The organism is Nocardioides silvaticus (assembly GCF_003160695.1).
GTDB lineage: Bacteria > Actinomycetota > Actinomycetes > Propionibacteriales > Nocardioidaceae > Nocardioides > Nocardioides silvaticus.
In genome coordinates, this window is sequence record NZ_QGDD01000008.1 from 77,205 (window position 1) to 99,756 (window position 22,552).

23 protein-coding genes are annotated in these 22,552 nt (G+C 71.8%); 8 read left to right on the top strand and 15 right to left on the bottom strand.

The genetic code is table 11. The annotated features are described in order from the left end of the window. Positions 1 to 101 precede the first annotated feature (101 nt). Positions 102 to 359 carry a hypothetical protein gene (locus tag DJ010_RS16685; protein ID WP_109695844.1) on the top strand — a complete coding sequence of 86 codons (258 nt, stop codon included), beginning with the start codon at positions 102 to 104 and terminating at the stop codon, positions 357 to 359. Positions 360 to 364: 5 nt separating this feature from the next. Here the strand turns inward: DJ010_RS16685 and DJ010_RS16690 are convergent, their stop codons facing one another. Continuing rightward, entirely contained in the window at positions 365 to 745 is a 381-nt protein-coding gene (locus DJ010_RS16690; protein WP_109695846.1) for a histidine triad nucleotide-binding protein, read from the bottom strand. Positions 746 to 827: 82 nt separating this feature from the next. Here DJ010_RS16690 and DJ010_RS16695 point away from each other — a divergent pair, with 82 nt between their 5' ends. The 3 genes from DJ010_RS16695 to DJ010_RS16705 are packed head-to-tail and all read left to right on the top strand — an operon-like array spanning position 828 to position 3,406. Continuing rightward, the gene (locus DJ010_RS16695; protein WP_245927633.1) at positions 828 to 1,430 is read left to right on the top strand and encodes a SigE family RNA polymerase sigma factor; all 603 of its coding nucleotides are present in this window, start codon (positions 828 to 830) and stop codon (positions 1,428 to 1,430) included. After that, positions 1,427 to 2,464, top strand: coding sequence for a GerMN domain-containing protein (locus DJ010_RS16700; protein ID WP_109695848.1), 1,038 nt, complete (start codon positions 1,427 to 1,429; stop codon positions 2,462 to 2,464). Before DJ010_RS16695 ends, DJ010_RS16700 begins: the two co-directional genes overlap by 4 nt. Before the next feature lie 27 nt (positions 2,465 to 2,491). Continuing rightward, the gene (locus DJ010_RS16705) at positions 2,492 to 3,406 is read left to right on the top strand and encodes a Gmad2 immunoglobulin-like domain-containing protein (RefSeq protein WP_109695850.1); all 915 of its coding nucleotides are present in this window, start codon (positions 2,492 to 2,494) and stop codon (positions 3,404 to 3,406) included. 36 nt (positions 3,407 to 3,442) lie between these two features. On the opposite strand, the gene DJ010_RS16710 is transcribed toward DJ010_RS16705, so the two are convergent. Genes DJ010_RS16710 through DJ010_RS16720 form a run of 3 tightly spaced genes read right to left on the bottom strand, consistent with a single transcriptional unit; the run spans position 3,443 to position 5,741 of the window. Then, entirely contained in the window at positions 3,443 to 4,429 is a 987-nt protein-coding gene (locus DJ010_RS16710) for an SGNH/GDSL hydrolase family protein (protein WP_109695852.1), read from the bottom strand. A gap of 6 nt (positions 4,430 to 4,435) precedes the next feature. Further along, complete coding sequence (locus DJ010_RS16715; RefSeq protein ID WP_109695854.1) at positions 4,436 to 4,903, bottom strand: SRPBCC family protein; 468 nt, start codon at positions 4,901 to 4,903, stop codon at positions 4,436 to 4,438. A gap of 10 nt (positions 4,904 to 4,913) precedes the next feature. Further along, positions 4,914 to 5,741 carry a 1-acyl-sn-glycerol-3-phosphate acyltransferase gene (locus tag DJ010_RS16720; protein ID WP_109695856.1) on the bottom strand — a complete coding sequence of 276 codons (828 nt, stop codon included), beginning with the start codon at positions 5,739 to 5,741 and terminating at the stop codon, positions 4,914 to 4,916. Between the two features lie 34 nt (positions 5,742 to 5,775). Between DJ010_RS16720 and DJ010_RS16725 the strand changes: the two genes are divergently transcribed. Then, positions 5,776 to 6,819, top strand: coding sequence for a winged helix DNA-binding domain-containing protein (locus tag DJ010_RS16725; protein WP_158283044.1), 1,044 nt, complete (start codon positions 5,776 to 5,778; stop codon positions 6,817 to 6,819). Between the two features lie 9 nt (positions 6,820 to 6,828). Here the strand turns inward: DJ010_RS16725 and DJ010_RS16730 are convergent, their stop codons facing one another. The 3 genes from DJ010_RS16730 to hrcA are packed head-to-tail and all read right to left on the bottom strand — an operon-like array spanning position 6,829 to position 9,835. Next, positions 6,829 to 7,572 carry a 16S rRNA (uracil(1498)-N(3))-methyltransferase gene (locus DJ010_RS16730; protein ID WP_109695860.1) on the bottom strand — a complete coding sequence of 248 codons (744 nt, stop codon included), beginning with the start codon at positions 7,570 to 7,572 and terminating at the stop codon, positions 6,829 to 6,831. 16 nt (positions 7,573 to 7,588) lie between these two features. After that, positions 7,589 to 8,761: a molecular chaperone DnaJ gene (gene dnaJ, locus DJ010_RS16735; protein ID WP_109695861.1), complete on the bottom strand. Its 1,173-nt coding sequence runs from the start codon at positions 8,759 to 8,761 to the stop codon at positions 7,589 to 7,591. A 57-nt stretch (positions 8,762 to 8,818) separates the two neighbouring features. Beyond that, on the bottom strand, positions 8,819 to 9,835 hold the full coding sequence (gene hrcA / locus DJ010_RS16740; RefSeq protein WP_109695863.1) for a heat-inducible transcriptional repressor HrcA: 1,017 nt from the start codon (positions 9,833 to 9,835) through the stop codon (positions 8,819 to 8,821). Between the two features lie 160 nt (positions 9,836 to 9,995). Here hrcA and DJ010_RS16745 point away from each other — a divergent pair, with 160 nt between their 5' ends. Continuing rightward, entirely contained in the window at positions 9,996 to 10,757 is a 762-nt protein-coding gene (locus DJ010_RS16745; protein WP_109695865.1) for a hypothetical protein, read from the top strand. 17 nt (positions 10,758 to 10,774) lie between these two features. Beyond that, complete coding sequence (locus DJ010_RS16750; RefSeq protein ID WP_109695867.1) at positions 10,775 to 11,620, top strand: MBL fold metallo-hydrolase; 846 nt, start codon at positions 10,775 to 10,777, stop codon at positions 11,618 to 11,620. Positions 11,621 to 12,236: 616 nt separating this feature from the next. Here DJ010_RS16750 and DJ010_RS16755 read toward each other — a convergent pair. Continuing rightward, positions 12,237 to 13,772 (bottom strand): adenylate/guanylate cyclase domain-containing protein, encoded by a 1,536-nt coding sequence (locus tag DJ010_RS16755; protein ID WP_109695869.1) that lies wholly within the window; start codon positions 13,770 to 13,772, stop codon positions 12,237 to 12,239. 54 nt (positions 13,773 to 13,826) lie between these two features. On the opposite strand from DJ010_RS16755, the gene DJ010_RS16760 reads away from it, so the two are divergent. Continuing rightward, positions 13,827 to 14,690: a DUF3097 domain-containing protein gene (locus DJ010_RS16760; RefSeq protein WP_109695871.1), complete on the top strand. Its 864-nt coding sequence runs from the start codon at positions 13,827 to 13,829 to the stop codon at positions 14,688 to 14,690. 18 nt (positions 14,691 to 14,708) lie between these two features. Here DJ010_RS16760 and DJ010_RS16765 read toward each other — a convergent pair whose 3' ends face one another. The 7 genes from DJ010_RS16765 to lepA form a co-directional block, all read right to left on the bottom strand. Continuing rightward, entirely contained in the window at positions 14,709 to 15,068 is a 360-nt protein-coding gene (locus DJ010_RS16765; protein ID WP_109695873.1) for a TM2 domain-containing protein, read from the bottom strand. A gap of 28 nt (positions 15,069 to 15,096) precedes the next feature. Further along, positions 15,097 to 16,320, bottom strand: a complete 1,224-nt coding sequence (hemW, locus tag DJ010_RS16770) for a radical SAM family heme chaperone HemW (protein WP_109695875.1) — start codon at positions 16,318 to 16,320, stop codon at positions 15,097 to 15,099. A 37-nt stretch (positions 16,321 to 16,357) separates the two neighbouring features. Further along, positions 16,358 to 18,145, bottom strand: coding sequence for an AMP-dependent synthetase/ligase (locus DJ010_RS16775; protein WP_245927636.1), 1,788 nt, complete (start codon positions 18,143 to 18,145; stop codon positions 16,358 to 16,360). Between the two features lie 116 nt (positions 18,146 to 18,261). Then, on the bottom strand, positions 18,262 to 18,903 hold the full coding sequence (locus DJ010_RS16780) for an MOSC domain-containing protein (protein ID WP_109695879.1): 642 nt from the start codon (positions 18,901 to 18,903) through the stop codon (positions 18,262 to 18,264). A gap of 26 nt (positions 18,904 to 18,929) precedes the next feature. After that, the gene (locus DJ010_RS16785) at positions 18,930 to 19,709 is read right to left on the bottom strand and encodes a hypothetical protein (protein ID WP_109695881.1); all 780 of its coding nucleotides are present in this window, start codon (positions 19,707 to 19,709) and stop codon (positions 18,930 to 18,932) included. 23 nt (positions 19,710 to 19,732) lie between these two features. Beyond that, on the bottom strand, positions 19,733 to 20,659 hold the full coding sequence (locus tag DJ010_RS16790; protein ID WP_109695883.1) for an aminoglycoside phosphotransferase family protein: 927 nt from the start codon (positions 20,657 to 20,659) through the stop codon (positions 19,733 to 19,735). After that, positions 20,656 to 22,527, bottom strand: a complete 1,872-nt coding sequence (gene lepA, locus DJ010_RS16795) for a translation elongation factor 4 (RefSeq protein ID WP_109695885.1) — start codon at positions 22,525 to 22,527, stop codon at positions 20,656 to 20,658. Before lepA ends, DJ010_RS16790 begins: the two co-directional genes overlap by 4 nt. Positions 22,528 to 22,552 lie beyond the last annotated feature (25 nt).

Here is a 22,552-nt window from a genome sequence, read left to right on the forward strand (position 1 = left end):
GTGCGGCATCGGTGAGTGGACAAACATGCTACTTCGGATCAACGCAGGGACCGACCCCGTTTAATCCGGCGCCGCGCCCTGCCGACGCGTACCGTGGGCGCATGCGCGGGGACGAGTACGACGACGAGACCGTCGACGTCGCACCCGAGACCGAGCCCGACTGGTTCCCCGGCAACCACCTGCCCGAGGACGCCCGCAGGCTCGGGCTGACCCACCACGTCCCCGACGGTGCGCTGCTGGACTTCGCCGGGTCGCTCGACGGCGCGAAGGCCTACCACCGGTTCACCGCGTGGTTCCTGCTGGTCGTGTTCGGCCTGCCGGTGCTGTTCGCCGTGATGCGGCTGTTCCAGGCGCTCTAGGGTGCTCAGCCCGGCGGCCAGGTCATCGACCGGCCGCCCAGCACGTGCAGGTGGGCGTGGAAGACCGTCTGGTGCGCGGCCGGACCGGTGTTGAACACCATCCGATAGCCGGCGTCGGGTCCGTCGATGCCCTCCTGGACGGCGATCTCGCGGGCCGCGTCGAACAGGTCGGCCGCCGTGGCCGGCTCGCCCACGGCCAGGTCGGCGGCGTTGGCGAAGTGGCTGCGCGGGATGACGAGCACGTGGGTGGGGGCCTGCGGGTTCAGGTCACGGAACGCGACGGTCGTCTCCGACTCGTGCACGATCGTCGCCGGCACGTCGCCGGTCACGATCTTGCAGAACAGGCACTCGGGGTCGAACGGGGTGGGGTCCGTGGGAGAGGTCACGTGCCCACCATCCCACGGCACCCTATTTCAAGAGGGGGCGCGCCGACGTCAACCCGGTCGTGGGCTCGCGCGTGGAACTAGCGTGACCAGCTATGCAGCGCTCCCCACGATCGCGCCGGCCCCGGCGTGGAGCCTCGGCGTGACCGAGGCCCGCCCGGGGTTGCCTGCCGACGCCGACGCCGGCGTCGAGGCGCTCTACCTCGCGCACTGGGACCAGCTGGTCCGGCTCTCGGTGCTGCTCGTGCGCGACCAGGGCACCGCGGAGGAGATCGTGCAGGACGCGCTGGTCGCCGTGCACCAGAAGTGGGACCGGCTGACCGAGCGCGACAAGGCACTCGCCTACCTACGCCAGGCGGTGGTCAACCGCTCCCGCTCGGCGCTGCGCCACCGCGGGGTGGTCGGGCGCTACCTCGCCCGCCAGCAGGGACCGGACCCGGCGCCCGCCGCCGACCAGAAGGTGCTCGGGGACGCCCGGCGACAGCTGGTGCTCGACGCACTGCAGCAGCTGCCCCGGCGGCAGCGCGAGGTGCTCGCGCTGCGCTACTACCTGGACCTTTCCGAGGCGGAGATCGCCGAGACCCTCGGGATCAGCCGGGGCGCGGTGAAGAGCCATGCCTCGCGCGGCGCCGCCAGTCTGCGCCCGATCCTGGCGGGGCTCGGCCCGGACCTGAGGTCGGAACCATGAACGACAGCCACGACGACGAGACCCTGCGCGCGCTGCTCCGCGACGCCGTCGCCGACGTCGACCCTCGCGACCGGCTCGCGGACGTACGACGGCGCACCCGCGTCCGCCGTACGGCCACCGGCCGGCGCTGGCTGCCGGTCCTCGTGGGCGCCGGAGCGGTCGGCGCCACCGTCGTCGCCGCGACGTTCGTCGTCGGCGGCCTCACCGACGAGACCGACGACCCCGACCAGGCGCCGGTCGCGTCCGCACCGCCCGCACCGGGTCCGTCGGAGGAGCCGATCACCCGCGCAGCCGGGGTCTACTTCGTCGCACCCACCCCCACCGGCCCGCGGCTGTTCCGTGAGTTCCAGGCGGTCGGGCAGACCGCGGACCCCGCCGAGCTGGCACTGCTCGCCCTGCAGCGGCTGAGCCTGGGCGCCACGGATCCCGACTACGAGACCCTGTGGCCGGCGGACGCCTTCGCCTCGGTCATCGTCGAGGAGGACCGGATCGTCGTCGGGCTCGGCTCGGAGGAGGCGCTCGAGGCGCCCCGGTCCCCCGCTGCGTACCTCGGCGTGCAGCAGGCCGTCTACACGGCCGAGGCCGCGATCGGGAAGGCGCTGCCGGTGTCGTTCGAGCGGGACGGCCGCCCGGCCCGGGAGGTGCTCGGCCTGCCGGTCGGCGCGCAGGTCCGGCGCGACACGTCGTTCAGCCTCCTGACCCCGGTCAACATCACCGACCCCGGCGAGGAGCTGGCCGTCGAGGAGGACACCTTCGTCGCCAACGGCACGATGGCCACCTACGTCCGCGACGTCACCTGGACGCTGCGGCAGACCGACGGCGCGGTCGTCCGCGAAGGAACCACCACGCCCGTGGACATCACCGGCCCCGACGCCCGCGCCACCCTCGGCGCCCCCGGGTGGGAGACCCGCCCGATCGACGTCGGCGACCTCCCTCCCGGCGACTACGTGCTCGAGGCGTCGGTCGTCGACACGGGGCAGACGTCCGACCGGCCCGAGGAATTCACCGACACGCGGACCATCACCGTCCGCTGACCGTCCACCACCGAGAGGATCGGAACCATGAAGCGTCACGCCCTCCCCCTCGCCCTGACCGCGGCTCTCACCGCCCTCGTCCTGTCGGGCTGCGGGGACGACGAGAAGGAGCCGACGACCGCCGACGACCCCGCGTCGTCCCCCGCGGCCGAGACCTCCGACGCGAGCAGCCCGACGGAGCCGACCGCGACCGTCACCGAGGAGCCCACCGAGAGCGGGACGACCGCGGCCTCGACGGTCACGGTGCCGATCTTCTTCGTCGCCGACTCGCCCCAGGGGCCGCGCCTGTTCTCCGAGCTGCGAGCGGTCGAGGACGACAACCCGCTCGAGGAGGCGGTCGCGGTGATGACGGCCGGCGACACCGCCGACCCGGACTACCGGACGTTGTTCCCGGGCGGGACCTTCGAGAGCATCGAGTACGACGGCGGCCGGTTCGTGGTCACCACGGCCGACGACGCTTGGAGCAGCCGGGCGTCCGGGATGACCAAGGCTGACGCCGAGCTGGCGGTCCAGCAGCTCGTCTACACGCTCCAAGGCGTCCAGGGCGAGGAGGCGCCGGTGGTCGTCGAGCCCGCCGGCACGCTCTTCGGCGTCGACGCGACCGAGGTCGGCAAGGCCGACGAGCTCTCGACCCGCGGCCTGGTCAACGTGACGGCTCCGGCCGAGGGCGAGACCGTGAGCGGGTCGTTCACCGCCAGCGGCGCCGCGAGCTCCTTCGAGGCCACGGTGCCGTGGCAGGTCCGCGACGAGTCCGGCAAGGTCGTCGTCGAGGGCTTCGCGACCGCCGAGGGCTGGATCGACCACCTCTGGCCGTGGGAGTCCGAGGTCGACGTCAGCGGCCTCGCGCCCGGCACCTACACGTTCGTGGCGATGACCGACGACCCCTCCGACGGCGAGGGGTTCGGGCCGACCGAGGACACCAAGACGATCGTCGTGGAGTAGTCGGCGTCTCGCTACGTCCTCGCCGGGCGGCTCGGACTACTCGACGACCGCATGCTGGAGGTGCTCCAGCACCGCCTCGGCCTGCGCCCGCGCACCGGCGGCGTTCGGGTGGGCGGGCACGCCGATCGCCGGGTCGTTGACCGACAGGCCGAGCGCCTCGGCGTACCGCACTCGCGGGCCCTTGCACATGTCGTGGCCGACGGTGGGCGTGTAGGTGTCGACCAGCTCGGCGCCACCGCGCCGCGCGGCACGCGCCACCATCGCATTGAGCTTCTGGAACGTCTCGTAGAGGTAGGCCATGTCCTTGTCGGTCACCGGCACCAGCGGCCAGCAGCCCCGCTTCGGGACGGCGGCCAGGTAGTTCACCGCAAGGATCCTGGCCTCCGGTGAGATCCGGCGGATCGCAAGGAACGCCTGCACCAGCTTGACCTCGGACTCCTCGATGGCCACGGCGAGCCGGTCGACGCCACCGGCGGTGAAGTACTTCTTGCAGCCGCCCACGGGCAAGGTGGAGGTGGAGATCAGCGGCACCGGGAGCTCCGGCAGCGGCAGCAGGTCCATCGGGATCGTCTCGACGGGCAGCAGGCTGATGCACGCGAGCGCAGCGCCGGCGAACCCGGCGTCGTTGCCTCCGATGCCGACGGTCACCAGGTCGGTGGTCGGCGTCAGCCGGTCGAACTGCGGCGGGTTGCTGCCGCCGAGCGGCAGCGACTGCGGTGCGGTGAAGTGGTCGGTCGTGGCCGAGCCGCAGGTGGCGTCGCGCAGCACCTCCACGCCCAGCTCCGCGGCGACCAGCTTCGGGTAGTTGACGTGCGACTGGGCGCAGTCGATCGGCACGTGGGTGGCGTCGGGCAGCCCGTGGCGGTCGAGGAAGACCACGTCCGCGGACCAGGAGTCGCCGAGCGCGACGTACTCGTCGTACGCGGGAGGCTCGGCGGCGGCGACCGTGGCGGCGGGACCGGCTGGGACGACGAGGACGATGGCGGCGGCCAGGGAGACGGCGGCCGCGATCCGGGTGCGCATGACTGCCTAACGCGCGGCCGGCAACGAGGTCCCGTCGTCCCCGCCGCCGAACTCGAGGTGGTGGCGCACCTGCTCCAGCCCGGCCACCAGGTGCCGCCCGGCGATGCCGCGCGCCAGCACCTCGGCCATCCGGCCGAGCACCAGCCCGCCGAGCCGCACGGTCATCGACATCGTGACCCGGGCCCCGTCGGGGTGCTCGGTCACCTCGACCTCCATCGCGTGGCGGGTGCCGCGCACCGAGTGCCACGACAACCGCGGGGTGGCCGGCTCGACGTGCACGCGCCCGCCGACATGGACGGCGCCGATGTCGAGGAACATGTCCCACTCCTCGGTGCCGTCGTCGTCGGCGGCGATGAACTCGAACCGGCCGAGCCCCGCGACGAGCGGCAGCAGCACGCCAGGGTCGGTCGCGACCTTCGCGACCACGTCGAACGGACGTCGTACGACGATCGACCTGGTCGCGGTGGTGGTCATCAGCGCGCCCTCAGCCCAGCACCGGGAGGGTCGTGCGTGCGGCCAGCGACGACAGCGCGACCTGCATGGTGGAGGTCACGAATTCGTAGGCCTCGTCCCAGTCGGGGTCCTCGCCGTACTTCTCCCGCAGGTCGATCGGCGGCAGCACCTGCATCCGGATCTTCGCCGGGAGCGGCAGGTGCGGGAGCCCGCCCGGCAGGAAGCCCCAGGGGAAGCTGAGCGTGATCGGCACCGACTTGATGCGGAGGTACTTGTCGAAGCCCAGCACCTGCGCCGTGCGGCGGCCGTCGTTGAAGATGTAGACGGTCTCCTGCCCGCCGGTCGCGACGACGGGGACGATCTTGACGCCGGTCTCGTGGGCGAGCTTGAGGAAGCCCTTGCGACCGTCGAACACGATCCGGTTGCGGTCCCGGGTCGGCCGCAGCGCCTCGACGTCGCCGCCGGGGTAGACGAGCACGTTGGCGCCCTGCGCGAGCATCTGCCGGGCGCGGTGCGGGCCGGCCTTGACCATGCCGAACTTGCGGGCGAAGTCGCCGAGGAGCGGCATGTCGGTGATGATCCGGTGCGCCAACCCGATCAGGGGCCGGCCCTCGACGGTGAAGTAGGTGTTGTGCGCCAGCACGAACAACCAGGTGTCCGGCACGCTCGCGCCGCCGCTGTGGTTGCCGACGAACAGCACCGGCTCGTCGGGGACGTGCTCGAAGCCGTCGACCTCGGCGCGGAAGTAGAGCTCGAAGGCCAGCCACAGGCGCGGGAGGGCCCGCCGGATGAACTCGGGATCGCGTCCTTCGATCCCGTCCGGCACCCGGTGCAGCGACGGCAGTCGGAGCAGCGCCATGGTGCGAACACTAGTGCCGCACTACTGTCCCGGCATGCGTCTGACCCGGCAGCGCCTCAACCGCACCCTCCTGCTGCGCCAGCACCTCCTCGAACGGGTCGCGATGACCCCGGTGCAGATGACCGAGCACCTGATCGGGCTCCAGGCCCAGGAGAACCTGCCGCCGTACCTCTCGCTCGCCGCCCGGCTCACCGAGTTCGACCCCCATGAGGTCAGCCGGCTCCTGGAGGAGCGGGCCCTGGTGCGGTTGCTCACCATGCGCGGCACCATCCACCTGCTGACGCCCGAGGACGCGGCCGTGCTGCGCCCGTGGGTGGCGGCGCGGATCGAGCAGGAGATCCGCGTCAGCCAGAGCATCGGCGACGCCCGGGAGATCGACCGGGCCGAGGCGGTCGCCGCGCTCCGCGAGGTGCTGGCCGACGGTCCGCTCCCCCAGAAGGAGATCGGGCTGCGGCTGGCGGAGCGGTACCCCTACTCCGCCACCCAGCTCGGCCAGCTTGCGCGCAGCATCGCGCCGCTGGCGCAGCTGCCGCCGCGCGGCTGCTGGAAGAAGTCCGGCGGGGTGGTCTACGACTACGTCGACCGTTGGACCGGACTTCCGATGGGTGAACCGGACGTCCCGGACCTGGTGCGGCGCTACCTGCGCGCCTTCGGTCCGGCCACCGCCGCCGACGTCACGGCGTGGTCGGCCGTCACCCGGCTGGTGCCGGTGCTGAAGGGGATGGACGACCTGGTGCAGCACGAGGACGAGGACGGGAAGGTGCTCTACGACGTCGAGGGCGCGCCGGTCGCCGAGGAGGACGCACCGGCGCCGGTGCGGCTGCTGGGCACCTACGACAACCTCTGGCTCTCCCACGCCGCCCGCGACCGGGTGACCGACCCCGAGGCTCGGAAGTCGTGGATGGGCACCAACGGCGGCATCGGCAACACGCTCTTCGCCGACGGCCGGCTCGCTGGCATCTGGCGGCCGGTGGACGGCAAGGTCGAGATCGACCGGCTGCACCGCGACCTCACCAAACGCGAGCAGGCCGAGCTCGACGAGGAGGTCGCACGGGTGGAGGCGCTGCTCGCCCGGTGACCGCCGGTTTCACGCCCCCCAGCGGCCGGTCCGCGACAACAACGCCGCGACCGCAGCGACGCCGGCCGTCGAGGTGCGGAGCACCTCCTCGCCCAGGCGTACGGCGACCGCACCCTCGGCCACGAACAACCCGACCTCCTCCTCGGTGAGGCCGCCCTCCGGTCCGACCACGACCAGGATGTCGCCGACGTCCGGGACGGCGATCGCACCGAGCGGCTCGGCCGCCTCCTCGTGCAGCACCACCGCCAGGTCCGCGGACCGCACCAGCCCGGCCACCTCGGCCGTCGTGGCGAGGGGTGGCACGACCGGATGCCATGCACGACGGGCCTGCTTGGCCGCCTCCCGGGCCGTGCTCTGCCACTTCGCGTGCGACTTCGCCGCCCGCTCGCCCTTCCACACCGCAACGCTCCGCGCGGCGGCCCAGGGGACGATCCGGCTCGCACCGATCTCGGTCAGCACCTCGACCGCGAGCTCGCCGCGCTCCCCCTTGGGCAGCGCCTGGACCACGGTCACCGCGGGCGTCGGCTCGGCGACCTCTCGCACCGCTGTCACCGTCACGTCGAACGCCCGCTTCGTGGTCGCGCTGACCTCGCCGACCACGACCGACCCCGTGCCGTCGGCCAGCGTCACCTGCTCGCCGACGCGCAGTCGTCGTACGACGACCGCGTGGTGGGCCTCGTCGCCCTCGACGGTCACCGTCGACCCGGTCGTGACGCCCGCCAGCGAGGGCACCAGGTGCTGGGGCAGCGTCACGGTCGACCTCGCCCGGTCAGTGACCCTGGAAGGCGTCGCGGAGCCGGCCGAACATCGACCTCTGGGTCGCCTTCACCTGTGCCGCCGGCCGCTCCTCGCCGCGGATGGCCGCGAGCTCGCGCAGCAGCTCCTCCTGGCGCGGGTCGATCCGGGTCGGGGTCTCCACGCTGACCGTCACGACCAGGTCGCCGCGACCGCCGCGCAGCCCGGGCACGCCCTGGCCGCGGATCACGGTCTCGGCTCCCGACTGGGTGCCCGGCGCGATGTCGAGCTCGAACCCGGTCTCGAGGCCGGACTCGTCCGCTCCGTCGGCGTCGACCAGGTCGGCCTCCAGCGTCGGCAGCGTGACGACGGTGCCGAGCGCCGCGGCCGTCATCGGCACCGAGACCGTGCAGTGCAGGTCGTTGCCGTGCCGCGTGAACGTCGGGTGCGGGGCGACGTGGATCTCGACGTACAGGTCGCCGGGCGGCCCACCGCCGGGGCCGACCTCGCCCTGCTCGCTGAGCTGCACGCGGGTGCCGGTGTCGACACCGGCGGGGATCTTGACGGTGAGGGTACGGCGCGAGCGGACCCGCCCGTCGCCCGCGCACTCGCGGCACGGGTCGGGGATCACGGTGCCGAAGCCGCGACAGGACGGGCACGGCCGCAGCGTCCGGATCTCGCCGAGGAACGACCGCTGCACGTGGGCGACCTCGCCCTGGCCGTGGCAGGTCTCGCAGGTGACCGGCTCGCTGCCCGGCGCGGCGCCACTGCCCCCGCAGGTCGTGCAGTGGATGGCGGTGTCGACCTTGAGCTCGCGGGAGACGCCGAACGCCGCCTCGGCGAGGTCGACCTCGAGCCGGATGAGGGCGTCCTGGCCGCGGCGGGTCCGCGAGCGCGGACCGCGGGTGGCGCCGCCCGCCGCGCCGCCGAAGAACGCGTCCATGATGTCGGTGAAGGAGAAGCCGGCGCCCTGGCCGCCGCCGAAGCCGCCGCCGAACGGGTCCCCACCGCGGTCATAGGCCGCGCGCTTCTGGGGGTCGGACAGCACCTCGTAGGCCGTCGACACCTGCTTGAACTGCTCCTGGGCGTCCGGGTCGGGATTGACGTCGGGGTGCAGCTGTCGGGCGAGGCGCCGGTAGGCCTTCTTGATGGTGTCGGCATCCGCGTCGCGGGCGACACCGAGGAGGTCGTACAGGTCCTGGCTCACGTGGTTCCTTGCTGGTCTGGTGGTGGGTCGGGGTGGTCCGGTCGCCGGCGGTGCCGATCAGCCCTCGTCGAGGATCCGGGACACGTAGCGGGCCACCGCGCGGACGGCCGCCATCGTGCTCGGGTAGTCCATCCGGGTCGGGCCGACGATCCCGAGCGACGACAGGGCGTCGTCGGGTCCGTAGCCGGTCGCGACCACGCTGGTCGAGGAGAGCTCCTCGTAGGGTCCCTCGGCGCCGATGCGGACGGTGACGGCGCCACCGCTCGTCGCCTCGCCGAGGAGCTTGAGCAGCACGACCTGCTCCTCGAGCGCCTCGAGGAGCGGGCGGACCGCGGACTCGAAGTTGTCCCCGAACCGCGCGAGGTTGGCGGTGCCGCCGACGGCGATCCGTTCGTCGGAGCGGTGGTCGCTCATCGCCTCGACGAGGGCATCGACGACGGCAGCCATGGCCGGCGGCGTGGGCTCGTCGCCGTCCACGACGGCGTTGAGCGCGGTCGCCGCCTGCGAGATCTGCTCGCCGGTGGCGGCCCGGTTGACCCGCGACCGCAGCGCGGTCAGGTCCTCCCCGGCGATCTCGGCGTCGTGCTCGACGAGCCGCTGCTCGACCCTGCCGTTGCTGAGGATCAGCACCAGCAGCAGACGGGTCGGCGTCAGCGAGACGATCTCGACGTGCCGCACGGTCGAGCGGGAGAGGCTGGGGTACTGCACGACCGCGACCTGGCGGGTGAGCTGGGAGAGCACGCGCACCGACCGGTGCACCACGTCGTCGAGGTCGACGGCGCCGTCGAGGAAGGTCGAGATGGCACGCCGCTCGGCGCTGCTCATCGGCTTGACGGTGGTCAGCCGGTCGACGAAGAGCCGGTAGCCCTTGTCGGTCGGCACCCGCCCCGCGCTGGTGTGCGGCTGGGCGAGGTAGCCCTCGTCCTCCAGCGCCGCCATGTCGTTGCGGATCGTCGCCGGTGAGACGTTGAGCCCGTGCCGCTCGACGAGCGCCTTGGACCCGACCGGCTCCTCGGTGGCGACGTAGTCCTCCACGATCGCGCGGAGCACAGCGAGCCTGCGGTCCTCCTGCATCTCGCCTCCCTTCGGCGGTCGGATCGTCGGACTTGGCACTCGAATACCCGGAGTGCCAAAAGAATACCGCCGAGGTCGCGGACGCCGTACCCGGCGGCTGCCGCCTGTCGCCCGCGTCTCGCAGTAGGTTAGGCTTGCCTAACTAACCCGAGGAGTGCCCGTGACCGTCGCCAACAGCCAGCAGACCGCTTCCCGCCTCGCCGCGGTGGCCCGCAGCATCCTGTCGTGCCCGGCGGACGTCCGGCTGGTCGTCGACGGTGTCGACGACGTCACGGCCGGCCTCCTCGAGGACCCCGCCGAAGGTGGCGACGTCGATGGCGAGGACGGCCTCGACCTGCGGGACGTCGACGGCCGGCCGGTCTTCGCCTGCCCCGCCGGCGCCCCGCTGGCGCAGGCGGCCGCCGACGGCCGCAACGCCCTCCTCACCCTGACCAGCGGCCTCGGCCGGCCCGGGTCGGCGGCGCGCGCGGCGTCGATCGTCCTGGCCGGACGGCTCGCGGTGGCCGACCGCGAGGAGTGCCCGTGCTGCGACCGGGTGCGCGACACGGTCTGCCTCGAGCTCGACTACGTGCTCCTGACCCGGACCCGCCCGTCCGGGGAGCGGGCGCAGGACCGGGTGCCGCTCGCGGAGTACGTCTCCCCCGCCCACCGGCTCAACCGCGGCTTCCTCCAGCGCTCGGCCGAGCACGCCAACCGCTGCCACCAGGACGAGCTCCGGCGGGCGGTCTCCAGCACCACCGGGACCCGGGTGCGCGACATCGGCGGCGTCCACCTCACGGACCTGCGCCCGGACCGGGTCGAGGTGCAGTGGGTCGACCTGACCGGTGCCCACAGCCGCATGCTCGCGTTCGGCCGCGCCGCCACGTCTGCCGCCGAGCTCGGCGAGCTGCTCCGGGACCATCTCCATTCGGGGATCTGCTGACGGCGTAGGTTCGCCGCATGCCGTTCACCGAGATCGCCGACCGGGTGTGGGTCGCCCACTACGAGTTCATCGACCTCAACATCGGCCTGGTCGGCGGGTCGCGCGGTCTCGCGGTCGTCGACACCTACGCCTCAGGCCCGCTCGCGCGTGACGTCATCGACGACATCCGCGCGCTCGGCGCCGGCGAGGTGGTCGCGGTCGTCAACACCCACGAGCACTTCGACCACACCTTCGGCAACGGCACCTTCCGCCAGGAGTACGGCGGCCTGCCGATCCACGCGACCGAGGAGGCCGCCGCGCGGACGATCGAGAGCGGCGAGGCGTGGAAGGCGAAGTCCCGCCACCGCGACGACCCGCGCGTCCCCGACATCCTCGCCACCGAGATCGTCCCCGCCGACCACACGTTCAGCTCCGCCGCCGTGCTCGACCTCGGCGACCGCGGTGTCGAGCTGGTGCACCCGGGCCGCGGGCACACGGGCGGCGACCTGGTCGTCCGGGTCCCCGACGCCGACGTGGTGCTCGCCGGCGACCTCGTCGAGCAGTCCGGCCCGCCCGCCTACGGCGAGGACTCCTTCCCCCTCGACTGGCCGCTCACCCTGGACCTGGTGCTGAACCTGACCACTTCCGCCACGGTCGTCGTTCCCGGCCACGGCGCCGTCGTGGACCAGGCCTTCGTGCAGGACCAGCGCGCCGACATCGGCGTGGTGGCCGAGACAGTCCGCGACCTCGCGTCCCGCGGCGTGCCGGTCGACGAGGCGCTGGCCGCCGCCGAGTGGCCGTTCCCGGCCGAGGCGCTGGAGAACGCCGTCCGTCGGGGGTACGAGCAGCTGCCGCGGTCGCAGAAGCGGTTGCCGCTGATCTGACGCTGCGCGGGCTTGGTGAGTTGCGCCGGTCGGTGTGTGTCGGGCGTGGCCTGCCCGGTTCGGGCCGGAGCGGGTCGTGGGGCCCGGTCGGCTTCAAAGCCGGGCCTTTTCCGCCGGCCAGATCAAGCAGGGCCCGGCCGCCCGACGTTCTCGCAACGCCGGTCCTACACGTCGGGACCAGGACACCGCCTTCGAAGCCGGCGGGGCCCGGACTCGCCCACCGGGGCCCACGCCCCGCACCGGCCAGGGTGGGCAGGCCACGCCCGCGCCACACCCGGCTCCACGACGAGGTGGATGTGGTTGGTCATGTGCCACGTGGCCGGCCACCGGCGAGCACGACAGGTGAGACCCGCCCACCCCGAGGGGTCGGTCGTGCTCGCCGGGCGGTGGGGCCGGGAGGTCCAGGTCAAGCGGGAGGGTCGCGCCGGCGGGGCGTGGATGGGTCTGGCTGCGGCGCCCAGCACCGCGGGAGCGAAGCGACCGCGCTGCTGGGGGACAGATGTGGTTGCCCCGCCGGCGCGAGCCCTCCCGCGCAGGCCGAGGACCTCCCGGCACCACCGCGCCACCCGCACGACCCACACATCAAGCCGCGCAGCGATCGAACACCACCCCCGAGTCAGACCGGCTGCTCGGCCGACGGCGCCGCCACCGGCACCGGCGCGAGCACCTCCATCGGAGCGGACTTGCCCTTGAGCGGGATGCTCCCGCGCGAGACGAGGGGGATGTCGCTCTGCAGCATCGCCGCGGTCGCGGCGGTGATGAGCACGTCGTCGCCGGTGTCGCGGGTCGCCGCCTCGACCCGGGCGGCGACGTTGACGGCGTCGCCGATGACGCTGAAGTTCAGCCGTCCGGCGCCGCCGATCGAGCCGGCGACGACCCGGCCGGTGTTGACACCAACCGCGACCGACAACCCAGTGTCGAGGGCGGTGGTCGCCGCGACGATCTCGCGGGCGGCGCGGACCGCGCGGTCGGCGTGGTCGGGGTAGACCTCGGGCGCACCGAAGACGGCGAGCAGGCCGTCGCCGATGAACTTGTCGACGTGGCCGCCGTTGCGGTCGACGATCGGCACGATCACCGTGAACAGGCGGTTGAGCACCGCTACGACCTCGGTGGCCGGCGCGGCTTCGGCGTACGACGTGAAGCCGCGCACGTCGCAGAACATGATCGACACGTCGATCTCGACGCCCTCCTCGGGGAACTGGCCCGAGAGGATCAGCGCCGCGACCTCCTTGTCGACGTAGGTGCCGAACGCGGCGCGCATCTGCTCGCGCTCTTCGAGCCCGCGCACCATCAGGTTGAAGTCGTGGGCGAGCTCACCGAGCTCGTCGCTGGTGGTCACCGGCACCCGGGCCGCGAGGTCGCCGGCCTCGACGCGGCTCATCGCGGCGCGGACCCGCTCGATCGGCACGGTGATCGCCTCGGCGAGCAGGACCGAGAGCTCCTGGGACAGCAGCAGGCCGATGCCCACTGACGCCGCGACCGTGAGCACGAGGTCGTCGGAGCCGCTGCGCTCGCCGAGCAGGCTCGCGACGAGCAGTGCGGTGGCGATCGTGTAGACCGAGGGGCCCAGCATGATCCGCTTGCGCACCGGGAGCCCGATCCTGCTGAACGGGAAGTCGTCGGCCAGCTGCGGGGCGATGGCGGCGACCAGCGGCCGCGACAGCATCTCGCCGGCCGAGTAGCTGAGGATCGTGGCGTAGACCGCCGGCACCACGCAGGCCAGGACGAGCACGAAGAAGTCGGCCCAGCCCAGGTCGAAGAGCACCACGCCGAACGCGCTGGTCGGCAGCACCACGAACGGGTTGATCCACCAGCTGTTGCGCCGGTACTGGACGTAGGTCAGCGTCGAGGCCGTCTCCCATGCCTTCACGGTCTCCGCCGGCGTCGGGTCCGGCGTGCCGTGCCAGGTGCGGACCGCGCAGAAGGCGGCCCGGGTGCGCAGCGACCCACCCAGGACCGCGATCGCGGTGAGGATCGACCCGAACGCCGCGAGTCGGACCACGTCGTGGGTGGACGCGTCGTAGTAGGACGCGAGGATCACGACGGTGATGAGGGCGACGAAGATCGACACGAGCGCCTGACCGACCGCCAGCACGAGCCAGTACCGCGACCCCAGGCGCTCGTACAACCACCCGGTGATGCGATCGAGCACACGTCGAGTGTGTCGCCAAGAATGCGATCCGTCCACGAACTAGCGTTTCCCGACGTGGTTGATCGCTACGGGACCGACGTGCTCGCGGGTGACTGGAACAGGCCGAGGAACGGCCGTGCCGTGGAGGCTCCGGCCGAGCTCGGCGCCGTCGTCGAGGAGGTCACCGCCGACTGGTGCGGCGAGATCGTCGCGGTCGACCGAGACCTGCACACGCTCACGTTGGAGGACCGGCGCGGCAAGCGACGTACCTTCCCGCTGGGTCCCGGGTTCCTGCTCGAGGGCAAGCCGGTGATCCTGACCGCTCCGGTGCGTCGTACGGGCTCCGACAAGCTCGACCACCAGGGCAGGCCGAAGCGCACCGCCAGCGGTTCGGTCGCCGTGCACGGCGCCAAGGCCCGGGTCGCGCGCGCCAGCCGGATCTTCGTCGAGGGCCGCCACGACGCCGAGCTGGTCGAGAAGGTGTGGGGCGACGACCTGCGCATCGAGGGCGTGGTCGTGGAGTACCTCGGCGGTGTCGACGACCTCGCCGACCACCTGGTGTCGTTCAAGCCCGGCCCGCAGCGGCGGGTCGGCGTGCTCGTCGACCACCTGGTCAAGGGGTCCAAGGAGTCCCGGATCGCCGACGCGATCGCGCGCGGGCCGAACGGCGCGCACGTGAAGATCGTCGGCCACCCCTACGTCGACGTCTGGCAGGCGGTGAAGCCCGAGCGGGTCGGCCTGAAGGCGTGGCCGACGATCCCGCGGAACGTCGAGTGGAAGAAGGGCGTGTGCCAGCACCTCGGCTGGCCGCACCGCGACCAGGCCGACATCGCCCGGGCCTGGCAGCACATCCTGTCGCGGGTCGGCTCCTACGCCGACCTCGAGCCGGCGCTGCTGGGCCGGGTCGAGGAGCTGATCGACTTCGTGACCGTCGACTGACGGCCGCTCCAGGAGCCGTCAGCTCATCTTCATCGGACGGCCCTGGGCGTCGCGCGGGTTGCCCGCCAGGATCATGATCCCGTCGATGAACGGCCAGATGCTGCCGAGCCCGCAGGTGAAGATCGTGACCAGCAGCTGGGTGACGCCGAGGCCGGTCTGGCCCATGTACATCCGGCCGATGCCCAACGGGATGATCACCTGGAGGAGGCCGGCGACCAGCTTGGTCTTGTCCGAGTAGGGCAGCCCGGTGGCCGGGTCCACGCCGTACGGCGCGGCCGGGTTGAAGCCGTACGGCGACGGCGGCTGGCCGTACGGCGGCGGCTGCTGCCCGTAGGCCGGCGGCTGGTACGGCTGGTACTCCGGCGGCTGCTCTCCCACCCGGCGATCCTACGTTCCCTCCCGGTCCTCAGGGCAGCAGGTCGCGGACCACCAGGTCGGCCAGGAGCCGCCCCTGCCGGGTCAGCGCGACCCGGTCCTCCCGCTCCCACGGCTCCGCCTCGACCAGTCCGCGAGCCACCAGGTCCGGCACGGCGGCCCGGCCGGCGCCGTCGAGCACGTCCCCGGGGAGGCCCTCGCGGATCCGGACCTCGAGCAGCACCCGCTCGACGCGTCGGGTCTCCTCGTCGAGGACCTCCCGCGCGTGGGCGGGGCTCGCGCCGGCGACCGTCCGGTCGCCGTACGCGGCGGGGTGCTTGACGTTCCACCACCGCACGCCACCGACGTGGGAGTGGGCGCCCGGTCCGATCCCCCACCAGTCCGCCCCGGTCCAGTAGCCGACGTTGTGCCGGCACCAGGCGGCGTCGTCGCGCGCCCAGTTGGACACCTCGTACCAGTCGAGGCCGGCGGCCACGAGCAGGTCGTCGGCGGCCAGGTACTTGTCGGCGAGGTCGTCCTCGTCCGGCATCGGGAGCTCACCGCGCTTGACCCGGCGGGCCAGCGCGGTGCCCTCCTCCACGATCAGCGAGTACGCCGAGACGTGGTCGGGCGCGCAGGCGAGCGCCGCCTCGACCGACCGCGCCCAGTCCGCCGTGCTCTCCCCGGGTGTGCCGTAGATGAGGTCGAGGCTGACCTGGTCGAAACCCGCGGTCCGGGCCGCAGCGACCACCTCGGGCACCCGCTCGGGGTCGTGGGTGCGGTCCAGCGTGGCGAGCACGTGCGGGACGACCGACTGCATCCCGAACGAGATCCGGTTGTAGCCCGCCTCGCGCAGCTGCTCGAGGTAGGCGAGGTCGACGGAGTCCGGGTTGGCCTCGGTCGTCACCTCGGCGCCAGGCGCCAGCCCGAGCTCCTCGTCGACGACACGGAGCAGCCGGCCGAGGTGGTCGGCCGGGAGCAGCGTCGGGGTGCCGCCGCCGAGGAACACCGTCTCCACCGGGGGGTGTGCCTCGCCCAGCACCCCCCGGGCGAGCCGGACCTCGGCGACCGCCTGGTCGACGTACGTCGTCCGGGAGACACCACCACCCAGCTCCTCGGCGGTGTAGGTGTTGAAGTCGCAGTAGCCGCAGCGCACTCGGCAGAACGGCACGTGCACGTAGAGCCCGAATGGGCTTCCGCCGAGCGCCCGCAGCGCACTCCCGGGGAGCGAGCCGTCGCGGGGCGCGGGCTCCCCAGCGGGCAAGGCGGACGGCACCCTGCGATTGTCTCAGGGTGCCGTCACGCCGGCCGAATCAGCCGTAGAAGCTGTCGATCAGGTCCTTGTTGTTGGACTCGACGACGGCGCGCTTGACCTTCAGCGAGGGGGTGAGCTCGCCGGACTCGATGGTCAGGTCGTGGTCGAGCAGCTCCCACTTCTTGATGGTCTCCCAGCGGTTGAGCTGGCCGTTGAGCTCGTCGACGTAGTCGGCGACCATCGCGCGCACCTTGTCCGAGCGGACCAGGTCGGTGTACGACGTGCCCTCCATGCCGTTCTCGGCGGCCCAGCCTGCGATCGCGTCGGGGTCCAGGGTGATCAGCGCGACCACGAAGTTGCGCTCCGCGCCGAACACCATGAACTGGCTGACGTAGGGACAGATCGCCTTGAACTTCGCCTCGATGGCGGGCGGTGCGATGTACTTGCCGCCCGACGTCTTGAAGAGCTCCTTGATGCGGCCGGTGATCTTGAGGTAGCCGTCGGCGTCGATCTCGCCCTTGTCACCGGTGCGCAGCCAGCCGTCGTCGGTCATCGCCTCGGCGGTGGCCTCGTCGCGGTTGTGGTAGCCGGCCATGATGTGCGGGCCCTTGAGCTGGACCTCACCGTCCTCGGCGATCCGGACCTCGGTGCCGGGGAACGGCAGGCCGACCGTGCCGATCTTGTACTGGTCGGGGTGGTTGACCGTGGCGCCGGCCGCGTTCTCGGTCATGCCGTAGCCCTCGAGGATGAGGATGCCGGCAGCGTGGAACCACTGCGCGATCTCGGCGTTGAGCGCGGCAGAGCCGGAGATGAAGAACTTCACCCGGCCACCGAAGCGGTCGCGGACCTTGCTGAAGACCAGCTTGTCGAACAGGCGGTGCTGGACCTTGAGCGGCAGCGGCACCGACTTGCCGGCCATCGTGAGCTCGTCGACCTTGGTGCCGACCTCGAAGGCCTTCTTGAAGATCTTCTCCTTGGCGCCGCCCTCGGCCGCCTGCATGGTGACGATGCGGGCGTGCGCCTTCTCGAAGATGCGGGGCGCGGCGCCCATGAAGGTCGGCTTCACCACGCCGAGGTTGTCGACGATCTTCTCGACCCGGCCGTCGATGGCGGTCGCGAACCCGCACGCGAGCTGGGTCGAGAGCAGCACCTTGCCGAACGAGTGGGCCATCGGCAGCCACAGGAACTGCAGGTCGTCCTCACCGAGGATGTTCTGGGCCTTGATCGCCTCGCCCTCGAACACCCACGCCTTGTGCAGCGTGCGGACGCCCTTCGGCCGGCCGGTCGTGCCGGAGGTGTAGATCAGCGTCGCGAGCTGGTCGGGCCGGATCTCCTTGCTGACCGCCTCGATCGCGTCCGGGTGATCGGCCAGGTAGGAGTCGCCGAGCTCGGCGAGCGCGTCCATGGTGATGACCCAGTCCCCGTCGGCGGCGGAGTCCTCGAACGTGATGACCTTGCCCAGGTTGGGCAGGTCCGCGCGGTGGGACTGGAGCTTCTCGAGCTGCGCGGCGTCCTCGGCGAAGACGATGCGGCAGTCGGCGTCGCCGACGATGTAGGAGGTGTCCTCCGCACCGGTCGAGGGGTAGACCGTCGTGGTCGCGCCCGCCGCGCACATGACGGCGAGGTCGGCGAGGATCCACTCGTAGCGGGTCGAGGACGCGATGCCCACCCGCTGCTCGGGTTCGAGCCCGAGGGACAGCAGACCCGCCGCGAGGCGGCGTACCCTCTCCCCGGTCTGGGCCCAGGTGACGGACTCCCAGGCCTCGCCCCGGGGGAACCGGAACGCCTCCCGGGGGCCGGATGCGGCAACACGGTCCAGGAACTGGATCGCCACGTTCTGGGGCATGGTTTCGACAAAGCTGGTGTCGTGGCTAACGGGCATGACGCTCCTCATGCGCTTCCGAGACCGACAGGACTGGTCAGTAACCTAGATCACTCGGCTGGCGCGGGGTAGCGAACCCCCTACCGGGCGAGATAATCCTCGACCCGGCGCCGCAGCCGCGGGGCCAGGTCGTCGATGGCCAGCAGCTCGGGCAGCCGGGTCCGGTCCAGGTTGAGAGCGATGAACAGGTCGCGCACCGTGATGCCGTGATCGGGCTCGTGGACCACCTCGATCGGGTCGCCCGCCGCGATCGACCCGGTCTCGAGCACCCGGAGGTAGGGGCCTGGCCGCAACGCCGCGGCGAACCGCTTCACCCACGCGGCGTTGTCGAAGCCGTTGAGGCCCATCCAGCACTTGAAGTCGTTGCACGGCGTCCGCACGCTCGCGATCTCCAGCAGCACGTCGCCGACGCGGAGCCGGGTGCCGACCGCGGCGCTGTTGAGGTCGATGCCCTCGGTGGTGAGGTTCTCGGCGAACTGCCCGTCGCGGATCGGGAGGGCGAGCTCGCCCTCCCAGAAGTCGAGGTCCTCGCGAGCGTAGGCGTAGACCGCCTGGTCGATGCCACCGTGGTGCTGGGTGTCGGACACCTGGTCGCCCTCGACCCCCAGCTCGGTCACCTTGACCACGCCGGACACCCGGGCCTTGTCGATGGACGTCCGCCCGATCCCCGCCCACTCGGCTTCCTTGGGCAGGCCGACGTTGACGGAGAGGAGGCGGGGCATGAGGAGATTGTCGCAGCGCGGAGGCGTCAGCGTCGCCGGAATATCCCGCCAGGTCGGACGAAGACCCGGAGCTCGACACCGGCTGGTTCCCGGGTGCTCGTCGGAGCAGGAAGGGTGTCCGGCCTGGTCGCCCGCACCCGAGGACCGAAGGAGGGAGCCCATGGTGACAGCTCGACGCCGTCGTCCCAGCTGTCCCAGTGAATAGTCTCGGTGCTGGAGGGGTCATCGCTCTCGACCCAGCCGTAGGCGCCCACCGCGCCACGCACCCATCGTGGGTTGTCGAGACACTTCCGGGGCACTGCCAGCCGGACGAGGTCCCGCTTGAAGTCGAGCGTCCGCTCCATCCGGCACCCCTCTCCGACGACCGCCACGCCGATGCCGCACGCGTCGTCGGGCAGTTCCTCGGGGTCCGGCAGGTCGGGCTCCTTCGCGAGGAACGAGAAGATCCTCCACTTGCCAGGCCCGTCCTCGAACCGGTCGACGTCGAGCCACCAGCCGCCGAGGTTCGTGCGGACGTGCATGGCCACGTGCTGCTCGAGGTTCCGGTCGAGCCCCCGGAACCGGGTGGTGATGACGACGATGCGACGCGTGTGCCGCACGGCGAAGTGGGTGATGTCGTTGTTGGTCACCGCGGTGCTGTCGACCGGGGTGTCCGTGCCGCACGGCGCGGGGTCCGGGCTCCACGAGGAGCCCTCGACGTCGCCTGCCGGGTCACTGTCGCCCCAGCGGTCGCCGTGGGCCGCGACGGGCGAGAGGAGGGCGAGCGAGAGCGCGGTCGCGCCGAAGACGCGGAGTGTCCGAGACATGGGCCGATTCTCGCCCGGGATCCTCAGTCCTGCACGGCTTTCGCGACAGTGATGCAGCGGGTCACGTGCTCGTTCTCCTCAGCGGTCATCGCGCGGCCGGCACGTCGAGCGTCGGTGAACGCCCAGTGCGCGTCGAGGATGCTGCGGACGACGACCCAGTCCCGCGCCCGCGGCTCGTCGAGGTCGGCGGTGTCGACGAGGGTGTGGAAGCGGCGGCGGATGCCGTCGCGGACGGAGTGGCCGGCGGCGCCGTACTCCTCGAAGCGGTTGCGCAGCATCGGCTCGATCTCGTAGTGCGGGTCGCCGTTGGTGGGCTTGGGGTCGATGACGAGCCAGGTGGGCTCGCCGCCGCGCTCGCCGAGCAGCACGTTCTCGTAGTGCAGGTCGCCGTGGATGACGGCGGTGGCGGGCTTGCCGACGAGGTCGTGGGCGAGGGAGGTCGCCTGCTCGACGAGGCGTCGCGGCACGGGCACGGCGTGCGCGTCGCGCTCGAGCGCCGCGGTCCAGCGGGCGACGTACGACGCCTGCTCGCGCAGCTGCGGCATCGGCGGCACGTGGACGCGCTCGTAGAGGCCGGCGACGATCTCGCACGCCTCCACGTCCCAGTGGTCGGTGAGGTCGACCGGGTCGAGCCGCTCCAGGAGCAACGCGCGGCGGCCGGGATCGGCGCGGAGCAGCCGGACCGCTCCCCTGCCGCGCCACCGCTGCAGGGCGAGGTGCTCGTGGTCGGACTCCTCGGCCTCGGCATCGGTGTGCAGCTTGAGGACGGCTTCGGTGCCGTTCGGGGTGCGCACGGGCAGCACCAGCGAGCAGAACCCGTGCATGGCGGCACCGTCGAGCGTCAGCTCCCACTCCCCGACCACCGCGTCGACGAGCGCCGGGAGCCGGTCGAGCCAGGCCTCCCAGTCCGGTCCCAGCGACCGCTGCCGGTCGAGGCCGGGCGGGATCACTTCTTGGGCTTGTCGCCCGCGGGTCCGGTGGTCGACAAGGCGGCGACGAAGGCCTCCTGGGGCACCTCGACCCGGCCGACCATCTTCATGCGCTTCTTGCCTTCCTTCTGCTTCTCGAGCAGCTTGCGCTTGCGGGTGATGTCACCGCCGTAGCACTTGGCGAGCACGTCCTTGCGGATCGCGCGGATGGTCTCGCGAGCGATCACCCGAGCGCCGATCGCGGCCTGGATCGGCACCTCGAACTGCTGCCGCGGGATCAGGTCCTTGAGCTTGCCGGCCATCATCACTCCGTAGGAGTACGCCGCGTCCCGGTGCACGATCGCGCTGAACGCGTCGACCGGGTCGCCGTGCAGCAGGATGTCGACCTTCACCAGGTCGGCCGCCTGCTCGCCGGTGCGCTCGTAGTCGAGGCTCGCGTAGCCCTTGGTGCGGCTCTTCAGCTGGTCGAAGAAGTCGAAGACGATCTCGCCCATCGGCAGCGTGTAGCGCAGCTCGACCCGGTCCGCCGAGAGGTAGTCCATGCCGCCGAGGTTGCCGCGCTTCTCCTGGCACAGCTCCATGATCGTGCCGATGTAGTCGGCCGGGCTGAGGATGGTCGCGCGGACGACAGGCTCGCGGACCTCGGCGATCTTGCCCTCGGGGAACTCGCTGGGGTTGGTCACCTCGTGGAGCGTGCCGTCCTCCATCTGCACCTCGTAGACCACGTTGGGTGCGGTCGAGATGAGGTCGAGGTTGAACTCCCGCTCGAGCCGGTCGCGGGTGATCTCCATGTGCAGCAGCCCGAGGAAGCCGCAACGGAAACCGAAGCCGAGGGCGCCCGAGGTCTCCGGCTCGTAGGCGAGCGCGGCGTCATTGAGCTGCAGCTTCTCCAGGGCGTCCCGCAGCACCGGGTAGTCGTCGCCGTCGATCGGGTAGAGCCCGGCGTACACCATCGGGTTGGGGTGCTGGTAGCCGCCGAGCGGCTCGCTCGCGCCGTGGTGCTGGCTGGTCACGGTGTCACCGACCCGCGACTGCCGGACGTCCTTCACGCCGGTGATCAGGTAGCCCACCTCGCCGACGGAGATCTCTCCCGCCTTGACCGGCTCCGGGCTGATCACGCCGACCTCGAGCATCTCGTGCACGGCGTTGGTCGACATCATCTTGATCCGGTCGCGGTGCGACAACTTGCCGTCGACCACGCGGACGTAGGTCACGACGCCGCGGTAGGTGTCGTAGACGGAGTCGAAGATGAGGGCACGGGCGGGCGCGTCGGCGTCGCCGACCGGTGCCGGTGTCTGCTTCACGATCTCGTTCAGGACCGCGGCGACGCCCTCGCCGGTCTTCGCGCTCACCTTGAGCACGTCGGCCGGGTCGCAGCCGATGATGCCGGCGAGCTCCTCGGCGTACTTCTCCGGCTCGGCGCTCGGCAGGTCGATCTTGTTGAGCACCGGGATGATGTGCAGGTCCGCACCCATGGCCAGGTAGAGGTTCGCGAGCGTCTGTGCCTCGATGCCCTGGGCGGCGTCGACGAGGAGGATCGCGGCCTCGCAGGCCTGCAGCGACCGCGACACCTCGTAGGTGAAGTCGACGTGGCCGGGCGTGTCGATCATGTTGAGCACGTAGGTGCCGGGCTCGGCACCCTCCTCGTTGTCCGCAGTCACCGTCCACGGCATCCGCACGGCCTGGCTCTTGATGGTGATCCCGCGCTCGCGCTCGATGTCCATCCGGTCGAGGTACTGGGCCCGCGCCTCGCGTTCGCCGACGACGCCCGTCAGCTGGAGCATCCGGTCCGCCAACGTCGACTTCCCGTGGTCGATGTGGGCGATGATGCAGAAGTTGCGGATGATCGCGGGGTCGGTGTGACCCGGCTTCGGGGCGGATGCGGACATGGTGCAGCCATTGTTCCAGCCGCCC